Origin of the sequence: Streptococcus sp. 20925_1_22 (assembly GCF_041431685.1) — a bacterium.
Taxonomy (GTDB): Bacteria; Bacillota; Bacilli; order Lactobacillales; family Streptococcaceae; genus Streptococcus.
On sequence record NZ_JAPVYE010000002.1, the window covers coordinates 1 to 17,603 of the forward strand.

Sequence of the window (17,603 nt, forward strand, 5' to 3'; positions counted from 1 at the left end):
AGTGAATAACTTAAGTTCGGGAAGTAGCTCAGCTTGGTAGAGTACTTGGTTTGGGACCAAGGTGTCGCAGGTTCGAATCCTGTCTTCCCGATAGATGGCGGTGTAGCTCAGCTGGCTAGAGCGTCCGGTTCATACCCGGGAGGTCGGGGGTTCGATCCCCTTCGCCGCTATAATGATCTTGTCGGACCTTTAGCTCAGCTGGTTAGAGCTCTCGGCTCATAACCGAGTGGTCGTAGGTTCAAGTCCTACAAGGTCCATAGTGTTATCTTGGAGGATTACCCAAGTCCGGCTGAAGGGAACGGTCTTGAAAACCGTCAGGCGTGTAAAAGCGTGCGTGGGTTCGAATCCCACATCCTCCTTAGGGACAAATAGTATTGACGCGGGATGGAGCAGCTAGGTAGCTCGTCGGGCTCATAACCCGAAGGTCGTAGGTTCAAATCCTGCTCCCGCAATAATTGGCTCGGTAGCTCAGTTGGTAGAGCAATGGATTGAAGCTCCATGTGTCGGCGGTTCGATTCCGTCTCGCGCCATACATCATCGTATTGGAAATGCGGGTGTAGTTTAGTGGTAAAACTACAGCCTTCCAAGCTGTTGTCGCGAGTTCGATTCTCGTCACCCGCTTTGAACGAAAGTTCATACCAAGTTTTCGAACTTGGGCGCGTAGCTCAGGTGGTTAGAGCGCACGCCTGATAAGCGTGAGGTCGGTGGTTCGAGTCCACTCGTGCCCATAAAATATTGGAGAATTACTCAAGAGGCTGAAGAGGACGGTTTGCTAAATCGTTAGGTCGGGTAACCGGCGCGGGGGTTCGAATCCCCCATTCTCCGTATAATGAGGAGTTTAGCATTTGCTATCTCCTTTTCTTATACTTTCTCGTCCTGTTTAGTGAGGTTTTTCTGATGAATCGATTTAAAAAGTCTAAGTTTCTGCTTTCTTTTTTTGTATTAGTTGTTGCAATGACGATACTTATCTTATCTACCTCTTCTAGTTGGTTTGTATCAACTACTTCAAATATTATTTCATTGGTAGATAGACTTCTCGGCTCTCCTTTTGCTTTTGTAGCTGATAAAAAAGAAGAAATGTCAGATTTGATGTCTACTTATAGAGAGAATCAGCAGCTCAAGAAAAATCTTTATGAGGTTGAGGAAAAGGCTGGGAAGGCAGATTCCTTAGAAGATGAGAATGAGCAGTTGCGAAAACTTCTGGAATTTAAAGAGGCTGATAAAAATCAAATACAGATTGCCAGCGAAGTGATTGCTCGTACGCCAGCATCTTGGAAAAATGAGCTGACTATTGACAAGGGGACATCTGATAATGTGACAGATGCTATGCTAGTAGTCGCTAATGGTGGTCTGGTCGGAAGTGTTTCTGAAACTAGTAGTCAGTCTAGCTTAGTTTCTCTACTGACTAACGAGGAAAACTCAACTAAAATTTCTGTTAGAATTCAAACTAAGTCTGGTCTAGTTTATGGGATTATTACGGGTTATGATGAAAAAAACTCTGCTTATATCATCAGTCAGTTAAATAGTGCTGAAGATATAAAAGAGGGAGATGAGGTTGCAACCAGTGGCTTGGGTGCTTATAATGCAGAAAATATTCCTGTCGGTAAGGTACTTTCCGTGTCTGAGGCTAAGGATCAGCTAAACAAAGTTGTCCTAGTTAAGCCGGCTGCTGATTTGTCGGATATCCGTGCTGTAATGTTGGTAGGGAACTAATATGAGAGATATTAAAGAACATCTTTTGACTCCTATTACTTTATTTTTTGTTTTATTGATCGACGGGCAGATTTCGACTTTTCTGGCTAATATTCTGCCTTTACAATGGCACTTAGTCAGTCATTTTATCTTTATTTTCATGCTTTTTGTTTCCATCAACCTCTCTAAAAACTACAATATTCTCTTATTTTGCTGTTTGGGGCTGATTTATGATGTTTACTATTTTCATACCATCGGTATTGCTCTTATTCTTTTTCCTCTTTTAAGTCTCTTGGTTTGTCAGTCTAGTCCGACTATGCTTTTAAATAAATTTACTCGCTTTTTATCTGTTTTGATTCTTGTATTTTTATTTGAATTAACCAGTTTTGCTTTTGCAGTATTTTTGAATCTTTCTAGTCTGAATTTGCAGGATTTTGTCCTTAGCAGTTTAGTACCGAGTATCCTTCTCAATGGCCTGATATTCCTCATTTTTCAGTCTATTTTCGAAAAAATGTATTTATGATAAACAAGAAATAAAAATGTAATAAAGGCGTAACATATGATACAGCATTTTCTGGTATACTAGTTAATGTCTTATAAGAAGGAGTGTATTATTTTTATGAAGAAAAAACTACTCACATCAATTTTATTGAGTACAGTTATCCTTTCACAAGGAGCTGCACTTGTGAGCGTTAAAGCAGAGACAACTGATGAAAAGATTGCTGCACAAGACAGCAAGATTAATAGTTTGACAGAGCAACAACAATCAGCTCAGGCACAAGTCAACGAGATTCAAGGCCAAGTATCTGCTATTCAAAAGCAACAAGAAGAGCTTAAAGCAGAAAATGAAAAATTGTCTGCTGAATCTGCAAAACTTTCTGCAGAGATTGACGAACTATCTAAAAATATTGTAGCTCGTAATGAGTCACTTGCAAATCAAGCGCGCAGTACCCAAACAAATGGAACTGCTACTAGCTACATCAATACAGTTGTAAATTCTAGCTCTATCACAGAAGCTATTTCTCGTGTAGCAGCTATGAGCGAAATTGTTTCAGCAAATAATAAAATGTTGGAACAACAAAAGAAAGATAAAGAAGTAATTGCTGAAAAGCAAGTTGCGAATAATGAAGCTATCAATACTGTAATTGCTAACCAAGAGAAGTTAGCTGATGATGAGCAAGCTTTGGCAACAAAACAAGCTGAACTGAAAGCAGCTCAGGCAAGTCTTGCAGCTGAAAAAGCGACTGCTGAAAACGAAAAGAATTCTCTTCTTGAAGAAAAAGCAGCAGCTGAAAAAGCAGCAGCAGAAGCAGCGGCTCGTGAAGCAGCTTATAAAGCAGAGCAAGAATCAAAACGCCAAGCAATTGAAGCTTCGGGAAATACCACCCTGCAAGCTCAGGTTCAAGCAGTTGTTAATTCAGCTCCAGCAGCTGAAGCAGCGGCTCCAGCAGCACCTGCAGTAACTCAATCTGTTGCCCGTGCAAATAGACCAGTTTATAGCTCATCTGCCTCTTCTTATCCAGTAGGTCAATGTACTTGGGGTGCTAAGACATTAGCTCCTTGGGCTGGCGATTACTGGGGTAATGGTGGACAATGGTCAGCAAGCGCAGCAGCAGCAGGCTTCCGTGTTGGTTCACAGCCAGAAGTTGGCGCAATTGCATGTTGGACTGACGGTGGATACGGACACGTTGCAGTAGTAACAGCTGTTCAATCTACTACAAGCATCCAAGTATCAGAAGCAAACTACCTTGGACAACAATCAATCGGTAACTACCGTGGATGGTTTAACCCAACAACTGCACAAGGTACAGTTTCATATATCTATCCGAACTAATCAGTAAAAAGCGCCTCTGGCGTTTTTTATTTTTAATTGAAAAATCAACTGAAAAAAGTTACAATGGTAGTTGGGAAAAGTTGTAATTGGACAATGAAAGACGATTTAGAATCTGGAGGGAATCATGTCTTTTTCTGATTTAAAACTCTTTGCTCTTTCTTCTAATCAAGAATTAGCGCAGCGTGTTGCTCAAGAGATTGGATTGCCACTTGGGAAATCAACTGTCCGTCAGTTTTCTGATGGAGAGATTCAAGTGAATATTGAAGAATCTATTCGCGGGAAACACGTCTTTATTTTGCAGTCTACCAGTTCGCCAGTCAATGATAATTTGATGGAAATCTTGATTATGGTAGATGCTTTGAAACGGGCTAGTGCTGAATCAATCAATGTTGTCATGCCTTACTATGGCTATGCTCGACAGGATCGCAAGGCTAGAGCTCGTGAGCCAATTACATCTAAATTAGTTGCTAATATGTTGGAAATTGCTGGTGTGGATCGGATGCTGACTATTGACTTGCACGCAGCGCAAATCCAGGGCTTCTTTGACATTCCAGTGGATCACTTGATGGGTGCACCTTTGATTGCTGATTACTTTGAGCGCCGTAATATGACAGGAGGAGACTATGTGGTAGTCAGTCCTGACCATGGTGGTGTGAGTCGGGCTCGTAAGTTAGCAGAGTTTCTGAAAACTCCGATTGCGATTATTGATAAGCGTCGCAGTGTGGACAAGATGAATAGCAGTGAAGTTATGAACATCATTGGTAAGGTGGAAGGAAAAACTTGTATCTTAATTGATGATATGATTGATACAGCAGGGACTATCTGCCATGCAGCTGACGCTCTCGCTGAAGCAGGGGCTGTAGAAGTCTATGCTAGCTGTACGCATCCAGTCTTGTCTGGTCCAGCTATGGATAATATCCAAAAGTCGGCGATTAAAAAATTGGTTGTGCTGGATACAATTTATCTGCCTCAAGAGCGCTTGATTGATAAGATTGAGCAGATTTCAATTGCGCATCTTTTAGGAGAAGCCATTGTCCGTATTCATGAAAAGCGGCCACTGTCACCCTTGTTTGAAATAGGCAAAAAATAATCTGAGATATATGGCTGGGATACTTGATTTCTGGCCTCTTTTTTATTTTATTCCTACTATCTTTTTTAAAAAAAGTCCAACATTCACTTTAAAAGAAAACTCAAATTACTTGATGTTTCAAATATAAATAAATGACCATTTAAATAGTTGGTAAATTGACAATTTGTCTCATCCCTTGGTATTATTTGGTTTTAAAAATTTTTATGTAGTAAAATTCTTGACTTTTTTAAGAGTTCGAACTATACTTAGTAGTAGGTAATATTAGGTAACGGGGAGTTACAATTATTTTTGAAAAGTAACGAGGAGATGAGATAATGAAAAAGGTTTTGCTTTCAAGTGCTGTGGCCCTTTCACTTTTCGCGGCTGCTGCACCAGTATTTGCTGAGGGTACAGCCAGTCTTTGGGTTAATGACATTGATAATAATGAAGTTCCCCAAGGCAGTACGGACTCAGAATCTAATAAAGTTATGGATGAGTTGCAGGCCTATAGAGATGCACAATCAGCTCTGGATCAGCAAGTTGCTGAAGCTAAGAAAGCTCCGGTTGGCAAAAGTGCTGTGATGGAGGATCAAGCTGGTAACAAAGTTCTTGTTATTGGTGAGGGAGAGTCGGCTAATGCGGATCAGCCTTCAGTGGCACCATCTACTACAGATCCATCAATACCGGCTTATTCGGCAGCACCTTACTCCACAGCCTCTTCATCAGTTCCAACTTTTCCAGCACCGTCTCAATCTTCGGCGGCATCCTCTTCAGCAGCAGGTAAAAAGAAGGCTAAAAAATCAGAAAATAAAGCAAAAAAAGCTCCGGAAGCAAAAGAAGAGAACAAGGAAAATGAGGAAAACTCTGAAGACAAGTCACTTCCTAAGACAAGTGCAGTCAAATAATTTTGTCTTTAATTTGTGCTAACGCCTAAATATCACTGAGCCTTTGTTCGGTGATATTTTTTGTAAAAAATGAAAAATAAAGGATTTTTAGATTATGCAAGAAAAAGATAGGAGTCAAACTTCAAATAAGAAACAGCTCCTTGTTGTTGGTATCTGCCTCCTGCTGATTGTTCTGGTTATTTTTTCTGTCTTTTATTCTTTCCGTTCATCAACATCAGGCAGCAAGCTTCGAGTTTCGCATCCCAGCAGGATTGAAACGTCAAGCCCATCTGCATCTTCAAGTCAGACAGAAAAGGAATATTTAGCAGAGCGTTTTGCTAAACTGAAGGCTGTGAATTCAGAAACGATAGGCTATGTCTATGCTCCTGGTACGCAGCTGGATGAGCCAGTGGTGCAAACGAAAGATAATGAGACTTATCTGCTGAAGACTTTTGAAGGAAAGCAAGAGCCCTATATGGGAGCGGTCTTCATGGATAAGGACAATCATAAAGATTTCAGTGATCGACTTACCTGGCTTTTCGGGCATGCTCGGGGCAGCAAGGCAGGAGATCATCGCATGTTTAATGATGTCAACTACTATGATCGTCAGGATTATTTTGACAAACATAGATATGTCGTGATTGAGACTCCTGAGCGTAAGTATTATTATCAAGCTATGGGACTGGTCATCGTGCCGGAAGAGACTGCTTTTTATCGGACGGAGTTTAAGGACGACGAGGACTTTACGACTCAGCTTAGAAATATCTATGAGGCTGCTCGGACAAAGGATCCTAAGATAAAGATTAAGGCGAGCGACCGGTATTTAGTTCTCTCAACCTGCCGTGAGGAAGATGATACGATTCGTTCTAACCTTTATTTGCGGCAGATTCCTGATTCAGAACTACCAGATTTTCTGGCCAAGCATGGTAAGGAATTGACCTATACTCCGACTCGTTGAATGGCCAGTCACGTGAGATGCAGCTATATCCACTATCTGCCAGAGAAGAATTTTAAGGCAAGGCCAAAAGGGACTGAGTGCAAGCATAGTCCTTTTTCTGCATAAGAAATCATGTAATAGCTTTTGCTATGCTTCTGCATTTATAGTATAATAGTTCTATTGAGCGGCTGGAGGTATGTATGGATTTAAGTAAGAAATTTAATAAAAACTTAGGAAAAATAGAAATTTCACTGATTCGTCAATTTGACCAATCGATTTCTGCAATTCCTGGGGTTCTTCGGCTGACCTTAGGAGAGCCGGATTTTACGACACCGGATCATATCAAAGCAGCAGCCAAGGCAGCGATTGATGCTAATCAAAGCCACTACACTGGTATGAGCGGTCTCTTGGAGCTGCGTCAGGCGGCCAGCAGTTTTGTGAAAGAAAAGTACAATCTGCACTATCGCCCAGAAGATGAGGTCTTAGTCACTATCGGGGCAACAGAGGCCTTGTCGGCTACACTGACAGCCATTCTAGAAGAAGGTGACAAGGTCTTGCTGCCAGCTCCTGCTTATCCAGGCTATGAGCCCATTGTCAATCTAGTGGGGGCGGAGATTGTCGAGATTGATACAACAGCCAATAACTTTGTCCTTACTCCAGAGATGCTGGAAGCGGCTATTTTAGAACAGGAGGAGCAGCTAAAAGCGGTCATTCTTAATTATCCAGCCAATCCGACCGGCGTGACTTATTCGCGGGAGCAGATAAAAGCTCTGGCGGATGTCCTAGGAAAATACCAAGTATTTGTGGTCTGCGATGAGGTCTATTCTGAGCTGACCTATACGGAGCAGGGGCATGTCTCCATCGCGGAGTATCTGCCAGACCAAACCATTGTCATCAACGGCCTGTCTAAATCCCATGCCATGACTGGCTGGCGGTTGGGCTTTATCTTTGCTCCAGAAGTTTTCACTGCTCAGCTGATTAAGAGCCACCAGTATCTCGTAACAGCGGCCAATACCATGGCTCAGTTTGCCGGCATTGAAGCTCTGACAGTTGGGAAAGATGATGCGGAGCCAATGAAGGCTGAGTATATCCAGCGTCGCGATTATATCATAGAGAAAATGGCTGAGCTAGGCTTTAAGATTATCAAACCAGACGGGGCTTTTTATATTTTTGCTAAGATACCAGACGGTTATAATCAAGAATCTTTCGCCTTTCTGCAGGATTTTGCAGAGAAGAAGGCTGTGGCTTTTATCCCGGGAGCGGCTTTTGGTCAATACGGGGAAGGTTATATCCGGCTGTCCTATGCGGCTAGTATGGAGACGATTCGAGAAGCCCTGAAACGCCTCAAGGACTACATGGAGGACTATGCTTAAATCTCTAACAAGTCAAGGTCTGGTTCTCTATAACCGCAATTTCCGCGAGGATGATAAGCTGGTCAAGATCTTTACGGAACAGGCTGGTAAGCGTATGTTTTTCGTCAAGCATGCTGGTAAATCCAAGCTAGCACCCGTCATTCAGCCTTTGACTGCGGCGAACTTGCTGATGAAAATCAATGATGATGGCCTTAGCTATATCGAGGACTATCAGGATGTAGTCACCTACCATCGCATCAATGAGGACTTATTCATCATGGCCTATGCCAGTTATGTGGCGGCCTTGGCAGATGCCAGTCTTCAGGACAATCAGCCAGATCCGGCGCTCTTTGCCTTTCTGCAGAAAACCCTGGAGCTGATGAATAATGGTCTGGACTATGAAGTGCTGACTAATATCTTTGAGATTCAGATTTTGTCACGTTTTGGAGTTTCGCTGAACTTCCATGACTGCGCCTTTTGTCATCGGACGGGTCTGCCTTTTGACTTCTCTTTCAAATATAGCGGAGTCCTTTGCCCTGATCATTACCATCAGGATGAACGGCGCTGTCATCTGAATCCTAATCTTCCTTTTCTGCTGGACCAATTTCAGGCGGTCCGCTTTAGCGAATTGGAGACCATTTCTTTGAAGCCAGATATTAAAAAGCAGCTGCGGGATTTTATCGACCTGCTCTATGATGAATATGTCGGCATCCATCTCAAATCCAAAAAATTTATAGATTCTCTAGGTGACTGGGGAAACATTTTAAAAGATAAGAACGAGGAATAAATCGAATGAAAAAAATAGCTGTTGATGCTATGGGAGGGGACAATGCCCCTCAGGCTCTAGTCGAAGGAGTCAATCAAGCAGTACAGGAGTTTTCGGATATTGAAATTCTCCTTTATGGCGATGAGGCGAAAATCAAGCCTTATCTGACTGCTGGTGAGCGGGTCCGCATCATCCACACGGAGGAGAAGATTGACTCGGACGACGAGCCGACCAAGGCCATTCGTCAGAAGAAAGAGGCTAGTATGGTGCTGGCAGCTAAGGCTGTGAAGGCAGGGGAAGCAGATGCCATGCTGTCTGCTGGAAATACTGGAGCGCTTTTGGCGGCAGGTTTCTTTATCGTAGGGCGTATCAAGAATATTGACCGACCGGGGCTCCTATCTACTATGCCAACGGTTGGCGGTCAGGGATTTGATATGCTGGATCTCGGAGCCAATGCTGAAAACACAGCCCATCATTTACACCAGTATGCGACTTTGGGTTCTTTCTATGCTGAAAATGTCCGAGGAATCAAGAAGCCGAGGGTGGGTCTCTTGAATAACGGAACAGAAAGCAGCAAGGGCGACCCTCTGCGCAAAGAAGCCTACGAGCTTTTATCTGGGGATTCATCACTTAACTTTATCGGCAATGTGGAAGCGCGTGATTTAATGGATGATGTGGCGGATGTTGTCGTTGCAGATGGCTTTACTGGTAATGCTGTTCTGAAATCAATCGAAGGAACTGCTATCAGTATCATGGGTCAGCTGAAGAAGTCTATTTTAGGCGGTGGTTTCAAAGCTAAATTGGGAGCTTGGTTGCTCAAGGATAGCCTGCGAGGGCTCAAAAATAGTCTGGATTATTCTAGTGCAGGCGGTGCAGTTCTATTCGGCTTGAAAGCACCTGTTGTCAAAACGCATGGCTCTAGTGATGCTAAGGCTGTTTATAGCACGATTCGTCAGATTCGGACCATGTTGGAAACGGATGTTGTTGGTAAATCGGTCATTGAATTTTCAGATGCAAAGGAGTAAACATGAGCGAAAAAGAAATTTATGCAAAAATTGTCGAAATCATTCAAGAACATGACAGCAGCAAGCTGCATATCACTCCAGAACTGAGCTTGAAAGAGGAGCTGGGAGTGGACTCTGTTGATTTGATGGAATTTATCATCAATCTGGAAGAAGCTTTTGATATTGAGATTCCTGATGAGGATATGGATAACTTCAAAACAATTTCCGATGTGGTGGCTTATATCCACGAAAAACTGAAGAAGCAACATTAAAAATCAAAGATCGGTATCTTCCGGTCTTTTTTCGTATCTTGGAAAGGAAACGATTTCTTTAACTGGATATAGAAAGTTTATACGGAATTTCTTGTAAAATGTATTCAAAGATGATAAAATGAGGGTATAAAACCACGAAAGGCGAATATTAAAATGTCTAATAAGTTGTTATATTCGGGAAAAGCTAAGGATATTTTCTCTACAGATGATGAGCAAGTCATTCTGGCGCGCTACAAGGACCAGGCAACGGCCTTTAATGGAGTCAAGAAAGAGCAGATTGCTGGTAAAGGAGTGCTCAACAACCAGATTTCATCTTTTATTTTTGAGAAACTCAATGCAGCTGGTGTGGCGACGCATTTCATTAAGAAGGTTTCGGATACGGACCAGTTAAATAAAAAAGTAGAGATTATTCCTTTGGAAGTGGTGCTGCGCAACTACACAGCGGGTTCTTTTTCCAAACGTTTTGGAGTAGAAGAGGGCATCGCGCTTGAAACTCCGATTGTGGAATTTTACTACAAAAATGATGATTTGGACGATCCTTTCATCAATGACGAACATGTGAAATTTTTGAAGATTGCTAGCGACGAAGAAATTGCCTTTTTGAAAGAGGAGACTCGCCGGATCAATGAATTCTTGTCAGATTGGTTCCGCCAAATCGGACTGAAATTGATTGATTTCAAGTTAGAATTTGGCTTTGACAAAGATGGCAAGATTATTCTGGCGGATGAATTTTCACCAGATAATTGCCGCCTCTGGGATGCGGAAGGCCATCACATGGACAAGGATGTTTTCCGGCGTGGCCTTGGTGAACTGACAGATGTCTATCAGGTTGTTTGGGAAAAATTGCAGGCGATTAAGTAAGGACAGGGTGTGAAAAATCATGGACAAGCGTATTTTTGTAGAGAAGAAGAGCAACTTCGGTGTGAAGTCACAGAGCTTGGTGAGAGAGCTGACGCATAATCTTCAGTTGAAAACATTGTCAGATCTTCGGATGATTCAAGTTTATGATGTCTTTCATCTGGCAGAAGACTTGGTTTCTCGTGCTGAAAAGCATATTTTCTCCGAGCAGGTGACTGATAGATTGCTGACGGAGGAGGAAGTAGAGGCTGCACTTGCAGAGACAGCGTTTTTTGCCATTGAAGCGCTGCCGGGTCAGTTTGATCAGCGGGCAGCCAGCTCTCAGGAGGCTCTCTTTTTGCTCGGTGCTGGGACAGATGTTCTGGTGAGGACCGCGCAGCTTTATTTGGTCAATAAAGACATCTCAGACAGCGAGTTGGCAGCAATCAAGAAATACTTGCTGAATCCAGTTGATTCACGCTTTAAAGATATTGAGCAGCCGATTCAGCTGGAGCAGTTCTCAGAGTCAGATAAGACCATTCCGGTTCTGGACTTCTTTAAGGACTATACGGAAGCGGACTTTAAAGCCTACAAGCAGGAGCATGGTCTGGCTATGGAAGTAGCAGATTTGCTCTTTATTCAGGACTATTTCAAGTCGATTGGCCGTTTCCCGACGGAGACCGAGCTCAAGGTTTTAGATACTTACTGGTCTGACCACTGTCGACATACGACCTTTGAGACGGAGTTGAAGAAGATTGATTTTTCAGCTTCTAAGTTTGAAAAGCAGCTGCAGGATACTTATGATAAATACTTGGCTATGCGTGATGAGCTGGGACGTGGGGAAAAGCCGCAGACTCTTATGGATATGGCGACTATTTTTGGTCGCTACGAGCGAGCCAATGGCCGTCTGGATGACATGGAAGTGTCTGATGAGATCAATGCCTGCTCCGTAGAGATTGAAGTGGATGTGGATGGTGTCAAGGAGCCTTGGCTGCTGATGTTCAAAAATGAAACCCATAACCACCCAACAGAAATTGAACCTTTTGGTGGGGCTGCGACCTGTATCGGAGGAGCCATTCGTGATCCGCTTTCTGGTCGTTCTTATGTTTATCAGGCTATGCGGATTTCAGGTGCGGGCGATATTACCCAACCGATTGCTGAAACGCGGACTGGCAAGCTCCCTCAGCAGGTCATTTCTAAAACAGCTGCACATGGCTATTCTTCTTACGGGAATCAAATTGGTCTAGCAACGACCTATGTCCGTGAGTATTTCCATCCAGGCTTTGTAGCCAAGCGGATGGAGCTGGGAGCGGTTGTCGGTGCAGCTCCTAAGGAAAATGTTGTCCGTGAAAAACCAGCAGCAGGTGATGTGGTCATTTTGCTGGGAGGCAAGACGGGTCGTGATGGTGTCGGCGGAGCCACTGGCTCGTCCAAGGTGCAGACAGCTGCGTCTGTGGAGACGGCTGGTGCGGAAGTCCAAAAAGGAAATGCTATAGAGGAGCGTAAGATTCAGCGCCTCTTCCGCGATGGCAATGTGACTCGTCTCATCAAGAAATCCAATGACTTTGGGGCTGGCGGAGTCTGCGTAGCTATTGGTGAATTGGCAGACGGGCTGGAAATTGACCTTGACAAGGTACCGCTCAAATACCAAGGACTTAATGGTACAGAAATCGCGATTTCTGAATCGCAGGAGCGAATGGCTGTGGTGGTCCGCCCAGAAGATGTGGAACAATTTATCGCTGCGGCAGCTAAGGAAAATCTGCTGGCAGTCGTTGTGGCTAAAGTGACAGAAAAGCCAAATCTGGTTATGCACTGGAACGGGGAAACCATCGTTGATATTGAGCGGAGTTTTCTGGACACTAATGGTGTGCGCGTGGTTGTGGATGCTAAGGTTGTGGATGCCCAAGCAGCATTACCAGGGCAGGCTGTAACTTCTAAAGCGACTTTGGAGCAGGACCTCAAGAGCTTGCTCAGCGACCTCAATCATACCAGTCAAAAGGGTCTGCAGACTATCTTTGATAGCTCTGTTGGCCGTTCTACTGTTAATCATCCAATTGGTGGGCGCTACCAAATTACGCCGACTGAGGCTTCTGTGCAGAAACTGCCAGTTGAACATGGTAAGACTGAGACGGTCTCTGTGATGGCGCAGGGCTACAATCCTTATGTGGCAGCTTGGTCGCCTTATCATGGAGCAGCTTATGCAGTGATTGAAGCGACAGCTCGCTTGGTTGCTGCTGGTTCGGACTGGTCCAAGGCTCGCTTCTCTTATCAGGAGTACTTTGAGCGGATGGACAAGCAGGCTGAGCGTTTTGGACAGCCGGTCTCTGCTCTGCTTGGTTCAATTGAAGCTCAGATTCAGCTCGGTTTGCCGTCTATTGGTGGCAAGGATTCCATGAGCGGAACTTTTGAAGAATTGACCGTACCGCCGACCTTGGTAGCTTTTGGAGTGACAACTTCTACTGCTGGACGCATCCTGTCTCCAGAGTTTAAGGCGGCAGGAGAGTCCATCTACTATCTGCCAGGTCAGATCCTGTCTCAGGATATTGACTTTGACTTAATCAAGAATAACTTTGAAAATTTTGCGGATGTTCAGGCCAAGTATGAGATTACAGCCGCTGCCGCTGTTAAATACGGTGGTCTGGCAGAGAGTCTGGCCTTGATGAGCTTTGGTAATCGTATTGGTGCTCAAGTGGATGTTGCTGAACTGCCTTCTGTTTTGCAGGCGCAACTGGGCGGATTTGTCTTTACCAGTCCGGAGCAGGATATTCCAGGCGCAGTGAAGATCGGTCAGACCAAGCCAGACTTTACCCTGATTGTCAATGGTGTCCAGCTTGAGGGAGCAGAGCTTTTGGCAAGCTTTGAAGGCCGACTAGAGTCTATCTACCCGACAGAATTTAAACAGGAAACAGTTATTGAAGAAGTGCCGGCTCTTGTCTCTGATACAGTTATCAAAGCCAAAGAGACAGTAGCGGAGCCGTTAGTTTACATTCCAGTCTTCCCTGGAACCAACTCAGAATACGACTCAGCCAAAGCCTTTGAAGCAGCTGGAGCCAAGGTCAATCTAGTTCCATTCGTTACTTTGGATGAAGCAGCCATTGTTCAGTCCGTTGACAGCATGGTTGACAACATTGACAAGGCCAATATCATCTTCTTTGCAGGCGGCTTCTCTGCTGCAGATGAGCCAGATGGCTCAGCTAAGTTTATCGTCAACATCCTTCTCAACGAGAAGGTCAAGAAAGCCATCGATGCTTTCATCGCTCGCGGCGGTCTCATCATTGGTATCTGTAATGGATTCCAAGCGTTAGTAAAATCCGGTCTTCTTCCATACGGAAACTTTGAAGAAGCAGGTGCTAGCAGTCCTACTCTCTTTTACAATGATGCCAACCAGCACGTGGCTAAGATGGTTGAAACCCGCATTGCCAATACCAACTCGCCTTGGCTGGCTGGTGTGCAAGTGGGAGATATCCATGCCATTCCGGTTTCTCATGGTGAAGGGAAATTTGTTGTGACGGCTGAGGAGTTTGCTGAGCTGCGCGATAATGGTCAGATTTGGAGTCAGTACGTGGACTTTGACGGTCAGCCAAGCATGGACAGTAAGTATAATCCAAACGGATCTCTCTACGCTATCGAAGGAATTATGAGTAAGAACGGCCAAATCGTCGGGAAGATGGGCCACTCAGAACGTTATGAAGACGGCCTTTTCCAAAATATTCCAGGTCAGAAAGACCAGAAATTGTTTGAAAGCGCCGTTCGTTATTTCCAAGCGAGTCACGAATAAAGCTGGCTTGCAAGAGCAAGCAATCAAAGAAGGAGTCTGCTTGGCCTGTTAGGCCAGGTTTTCTCCCTTTTACAAGACAAAAGAATTTAGGTAAAACAATGACATACGAAGTAAAGTCACTGAATGAAGAGTGCGGTATTTTTGGAATCTGGGGTCATCCACAGGCGGCTCAGGTCACCTATTTCGGGCTTCATAGCCTGCAGCACCGCGGTCAGGAAGGAGCAGGCATCCTGTCAAACGACCATGGAAAGCTCAAACGCCACCGCGATTTGGGATTGGTTGCAGAGGTCTTTAAAAACCCAGCAGATTTGGATAATCTGACAGGAGAAGCAGCCATCGGCCATGTCCGCTATGCAACGTCTGGTGGGGCCTCCATCAACAATGTCCAGCCTTTCTTCTTCAGTTTCTATGATATGCAGATGGGCTTGGCGCATAATGGTAATCTGACAAATGCCCATTCACTGAGACGGGAGTTGGAAAAGAAAGGTTCCATCTTTGCCAGTTCGTCTGATACGGAAATTCTCATGCACTTGATTCGCCATAGCGAGCAGGAAAATTTCTTAGACAAACTCAAGGAATCCTTGAGACGAGTTCAGGGCGGCTTTGCCTACCTCATCATGAGAGAGGACAAGCTCTACGCTGCGCTGGATCCTAACGGTTTTCGTCCTCTGTCCATCGGCCGTATGAAAAATGGGGCCTGGGTCGTTTCCAGTGAAACCTGTGCTTTTGAAGTGGTGGGTGCCGAATGGGTTCGTGACCTTGAGCCAGGGGAAATCGTGATTATCGATGATGAAGGCGTGACCTACGATAGCTATACGGCAGATACCCAGCTGGCTATTTGCTCAATGGAATATGTCTATTTTGCTCGGCCGGACAGCGTCATTCACGGGGTCAATGTCCATGCAGCCCGCAAGCGGATGGGCCGCAGACTGGCTCAGGAATTCCAGCATGAGGCAGATATCGTTGTCGGTGTGCCTAATTCTTCCCTGTCAGCGGCCTCTGGCTTTTCCGAAGAGTCTGGTCTGCCAAATGAAATGGGTCTGATTAAAAATCAATACATCCAACGGACCTTCATCCAGCCGACGCAGGAGTTGCGAGAGCAAGGAGTTCGTATGAAATTATCTGCTGTTTCCAGCATTGTCAAGGGCAAGCGCGTGGTCATGGTGGATGATTCTATCGTGCGGGGAACGACCAGCCGACGTATTGTCCAGCTCCTACGAGATGCAGGTGCTGCTGAAGTCCATGTGGCTATCGGCAGTCCAGAACTTAAATATCCATGTTTCTACGGCATTGATATTCAGAATCGGCGCGAGCTCATCTCGGCCAACCATACGGTTGATGAGGTCTGTGAGATTATCGGGGCTGACAGCCTGACTTACCTGTCGCTGGAAGGTCTCATTGAATCAGTTGGTATTGAGACGGACGCTCCGAATGGCGGGCTTTGTGTGGCTTACTTTGACGGTCAGTACCCAACTCCGCTCTATGACTATGAAGAGCGCTATCTGGAAAGCCTGAAAGAGAAGACGAGTTTTTATTAAAACAAGGTCAGCGGTAGTTGTCGCAATCTTTTTCAAAAATAAGAGTAAGGAAGAAAATTATGACAAATAAAAATGCATACGCTCAATCCGGTGTGGATGTTGAAGCGGGTTACGAAGTTGTTGAGCGAATCAAAAAACATGTAGCACGTACAGAGCGGGCTGGCGTCATGGGGGCGCTGGGTGGCTTTGGCGGAATGTTCGACCTGTCTCAGACTGGGGTCAAGGAGCCAGTGCTGATTTCTGGTACGGATGGGGTCGGAACCAAGCTCATGCTGGCCATTCAGTATGACAAGCACGATACCATTGGGCAGGACTGTGTGGCTATGTGTGTCAATGACATCGTCGCTGCAGGGGCTGAGCCCCTTTACTTCCTAGACTATATTGCCACTGGGAAAAATGAACCAGCAAAACTAGAGCAAGTGGTGGCTGGTGTAGCTGAAGGCTGCGTTCAGTCTGGGGCTGCCTTGATTGGTGGGGAAACCGCTGAAATGCCTGGCATGTATGGTGAAGATGATTATGACCTAGCTGGTTTTGCTGTCGGGGTTGCTGAAAAGTCAGAGATTATTGATGGCTCTAAAGTCGCAGAGGGGGATGTCCTTCTGGGGCTGGCTTCCAGCGGTATTCACTCAAATGGTTATTCTCTCGTTCGTCGTGTTTTTGCGGACTATACGGGTGAAGAAGTCTTACCAGAATTGGAAGGCAAGAAACTTAAGGAAGTGTTGCTTGAGCCGACTCGTATCTATGTCAAGGCTTTGCTGCCGCTGATTAAGGAAAAGCTGGTTCATGGGATTGCCCATATTACCGGTGGCGGTTTTATCGAAAATGTGCCCCGCATGTTTGCTGCTGACTTGGCTGCTGAGATTGAAGAAGACAAGATTCCAGTCTTGCCGATTTTTAAGGCCTTAGAAAAATATGGTCACATTAAGCACCAAGAAATGTTTGAAATCTTCAATATGGGGCTAGGGATGATTTTGGCCGTAGCTCCTGAAAATGTGGATCGTGTCAAAGAACTTCTTGACGAGCCTGTTTATGAAGTTGGGCGGATTGTCAAAAAAGAAAGTGAAAGTGTCCTTATCAAATGAAAAAAATTGCCGTTTTTGCTTCGGGAAACGGGTCAAATTTCCAAGTGATTGCTGAGCAGTTTCCTGTTGAATTTGTCTTTTCAGACCATCGAGATGCCTATGTGCTCGAGCGGGCGGATAAGCTAGGTGTCAAAAGCTATGCCTTTGAGCTTAGAGAGTTTGACAGTAAGGCGGCTTACGAGCAAGCCATTGTAGACCTGCTAGAAGAGCACAAGATTGACTTAGTTTGCCTAGCAGGCTACATGAAAATCGTTGGACCAACCTTGCTTGGGGCCTATGAAGGACGCATTATCAATATCCACCCGGCCTACCTGCCCGAATTTCCAGGAGCTCATGGCATCAAGGATGCTTGGCAGGCTGGTGTCTCTGAAAGTGGCGTGACCATTCATTGGGTGGACTCGGGTGTGGACACTGGAAAAATTATTCAGCAAGTGCGCGTGCCGCGTTTAGCCGAAGATACGCTGGAAAGTTTTGAAAAACGCATCCATACCGCCGAGTATCAGCTCTATCCTCAAGTGTTGGAGAGTTTAGGGGTGGGGAGAAGATAAGAAGTAAATC

General features: G+C 44.9%; 15 protein-coding genes and 9 tRNA genes. All 24 read left to right on the top strand.

All coding sequences use genetic code 11. The annotated features are described in order from the left end of the window. Positions 1-17: 17 nt before the first annotated feature. The 24 genes from O3621_RS02440 to purN all read left to right on the top strand — a co-directional run bounded on the left by O3621_RS02440 (position 18) and on the right by purN (position 17,593). A tRNA-Pro gene (locus O3621_RS02440) sits at positions 18-91 on the top strand. A 5-nt stretch (positions 92-96) separates the two neighbouring features. Next, a tRNA-Met gene (locus O3621_RS02445) sits at positions 97-170 on the top strand. Positions 171-183: 13 nt separating this feature from the next. Then, positions 184-257 (top strand) — tRNA-Ile (locus O3621_RS02450). A 12-nt stretch (positions 258-269) separates the two neighbouring features. Continuing rightward, positions 270-359, top strand: a tRNA-Ser gene (locus tag O3621_RS02455). 19 nt (positions 360-378) lie between these two features. Then, positions 379-452, top strand: a tRNA-Met gene (locus tag O3621_RS02460). A 5-nt stretch (positions 453-457) separates the two neighbouring features. Continuing rightward, a tRNA-Phe gene (locus O3621_RS02465) sits at positions 458-530 on the top strand. Between the two features lie 20 nt (positions 531-550). Beyond that, positions 551-621 (top strand) — tRNA-Gly (locus tag O3621_RS02470). A gap of 33 nt (positions 622-654) precedes the next feature. Next, positions 655-728, top strand: a tRNA-Ile gene (locus O3621_RS02475). A gap of 9 nt (positions 729-737) precedes the next feature. After that, positions 738-825: transfer RNA gene (locus tag O3621_RS02480), tRNA-Ser, on the top strand. 72 nt (positions 826-897) lie between these two features. Further along, positions 898-1,713 (top strand): rod shape-determining protein MreC, encoded by an 816-nt coding sequence (mreC, locus tag O3621_RS02485; protein WP_002908382.1) that lies wholly within the window; start codon positions 898-900, stop codon positions 1,711-1,713. 1 nt (position 1,714) lies between these two features. Next, entirely contained in the window at positions 1,715-2,215 is a 501-nt protein-coding gene (mreD, locus tag O3621_RS02490) for a rod shape-determining protein MreD (protein WP_002908383.1), read from the top strand. A 96-nt stretch (positions 2,216-2,311) separates the two neighbouring features. Continuing rightward, positions 2,312-3,526 (top strand): peptidoglycan hydrolase PcsB, encoded by a 1,215-nt coding sequence (gene pcsB, locus O3621_RS02495; RefSeq protein WP_009660204.1) that lies wholly within the window; start codon positions 2,312-2,314, stop codon positions 3,524-3,526. A gap of 124 nt (positions 3,527-3,650) precedes the next feature. Then, positions 3,651-4,616 carry a ribose-phosphate diphosphokinase gene (locus O3621_RS02500; RefSeq protein WP_002894321.1) on the top strand — a complete coding sequence of 322 codons (966 nt, stop codon included), beginning with the start codon at positions 3,651-3,653 and terminating at the stop codon, positions 4,614-4,616. Between the two features lie 314 nt (positions 4,617-4,930). Beyond that, positions 4,931-5,500 carry a hypothetical protein gene (locus O3621_RS02505; protein WP_314448854.1) on the top strand — a complete coding sequence of 190 codons (570 nt, stop codon included), beginning with the start codon at positions 4,931-4,933 and terminating at the stop codon, positions 5,498-5,500. A 94-nt stretch (positions 5,501-5,594) separates the two neighbouring features. Then, positions 5,595-6,437: a class B sortase, LPKTxAVK-specific gene (gene srtB, locus O3621_RS02510; RefSeq protein WP_314448852.1), complete on the top strand. Its 843-nt coding sequence runs from the start codon at positions 5,595-5,597 to the stop codon at positions 6,435-6,437. Positions 6,438-6,616: 179 nt separating this feature from the next. Next, positions 6,617-7,789, top strand: a complete 1,173-nt coding sequence (locus tag O3621_RS02515; RefSeq protein WP_314448851.1) for a pyridoxal phosphate-dependent aminotransferase — start codon at positions 6,617-6,619, stop codon at positions 7,787-7,789. After that, positions 7,782-8,555 carry a DNA repair protein RecO gene (gene recO / locus O3621_RS02520; protein WP_314448849.1) on the top strand — a complete coding sequence of 258 codons (774 nt, stop codon included), beginning with the start codon at positions 7,782-7,784 and terminating at the stop codon, positions 8,553-8,555. Before O3621_RS02515 ends, recO begins: the two co-directional genes overlap by 8 nt. 5 nt (positions 8,556-8,560) lie before the next feature. Then, positions 8,561-9,559 carry a phosphate acyltransferase PlsX gene (plsX, locus tag O3621_RS02525; protein WP_314448847.1) on the top strand — a complete coding sequence of 333 codons (999 nt, stop codon included), beginning with the start codon at positions 8,561-8,563 and terminating at the stop codon, positions 9,557-9,559. Positions 9,560-9,561: 2 nt separating this feature from the next. After that, the gene (locus tag O3621_RS02530; RefSeq protein ID WP_002926485.1) at positions 9,562-9,810 is read left to right on the top strand and encodes an acyl carrier protein; all 249 of its coding nucleotides are present in this window, start codon (positions 9,562-9,564) and stop codon (positions 9,808-9,810) included. Positions 9,811-9,963: 153 nt separating this feature from the next. Then, positions 9,964-10,671 carry a phosphoribosylaminoimidazolesuccinocarboxamide synthase gene (purC, locus tag O3621_RS02535; protein WP_125337534.1) on the top strand — a complete coding sequence of 236 codons (708 nt, stop codon included), beginning with the start codon at positions 9,964-9,966 and terminating at the stop codon, positions 10,669-10,671. A 19-nt stretch (positions 10,672-10,690) separates the two neighbouring features. Then, positions 10,691-14,425 carry a phosphoribosylformylglycinamidine synthase gene (locus O3621_RS02540; RefSeq protein WP_314448843.1) on the top strand — a complete coding sequence of 1,245 codons (3,735 nt, stop codon included), beginning with the start codon at positions 10,691-10,693 and terminating at the stop codon, positions 14,423-14,425. 98 nt (positions 14,426-14,523) lie between these two features. After that, entirely contained in the window at positions 14,524-15,963 is a 1,440-nt protein-coding gene (gene purF, locus O3621_RS02545) for an amidophosphoribosyltransferase (RefSeq protein ID WP_002894330.1), read from the top strand. Between the two features lie 59 nt (positions 15,964-16,022). Then, positions 16,023-17,045, top strand: a complete 1,023-nt coding sequence (gene purM / locus O3621_RS02550) for a phosphoribosylformylglycinamidine cyclo-ligase (RefSeq protein WP_371513552.1) — start codon at positions 16,023-16,025, stop codon at positions 17,043-17,045. Then, on the top strand, positions 17,042-17,593 hold the full coding sequence (gene purN / locus O3621_RS02555; protein WP_371513553.1) for a phosphoribosylglycinamide formyltransferase: 552 nt from the start codon (positions 17,042-17,044) through the stop codon (positions 17,591-17,593). Before purM ends, purN begins: the two co-directional genes overlap by 4 nt. Positions 17,594-17,603: the final 10 nt, after the last annotated feature.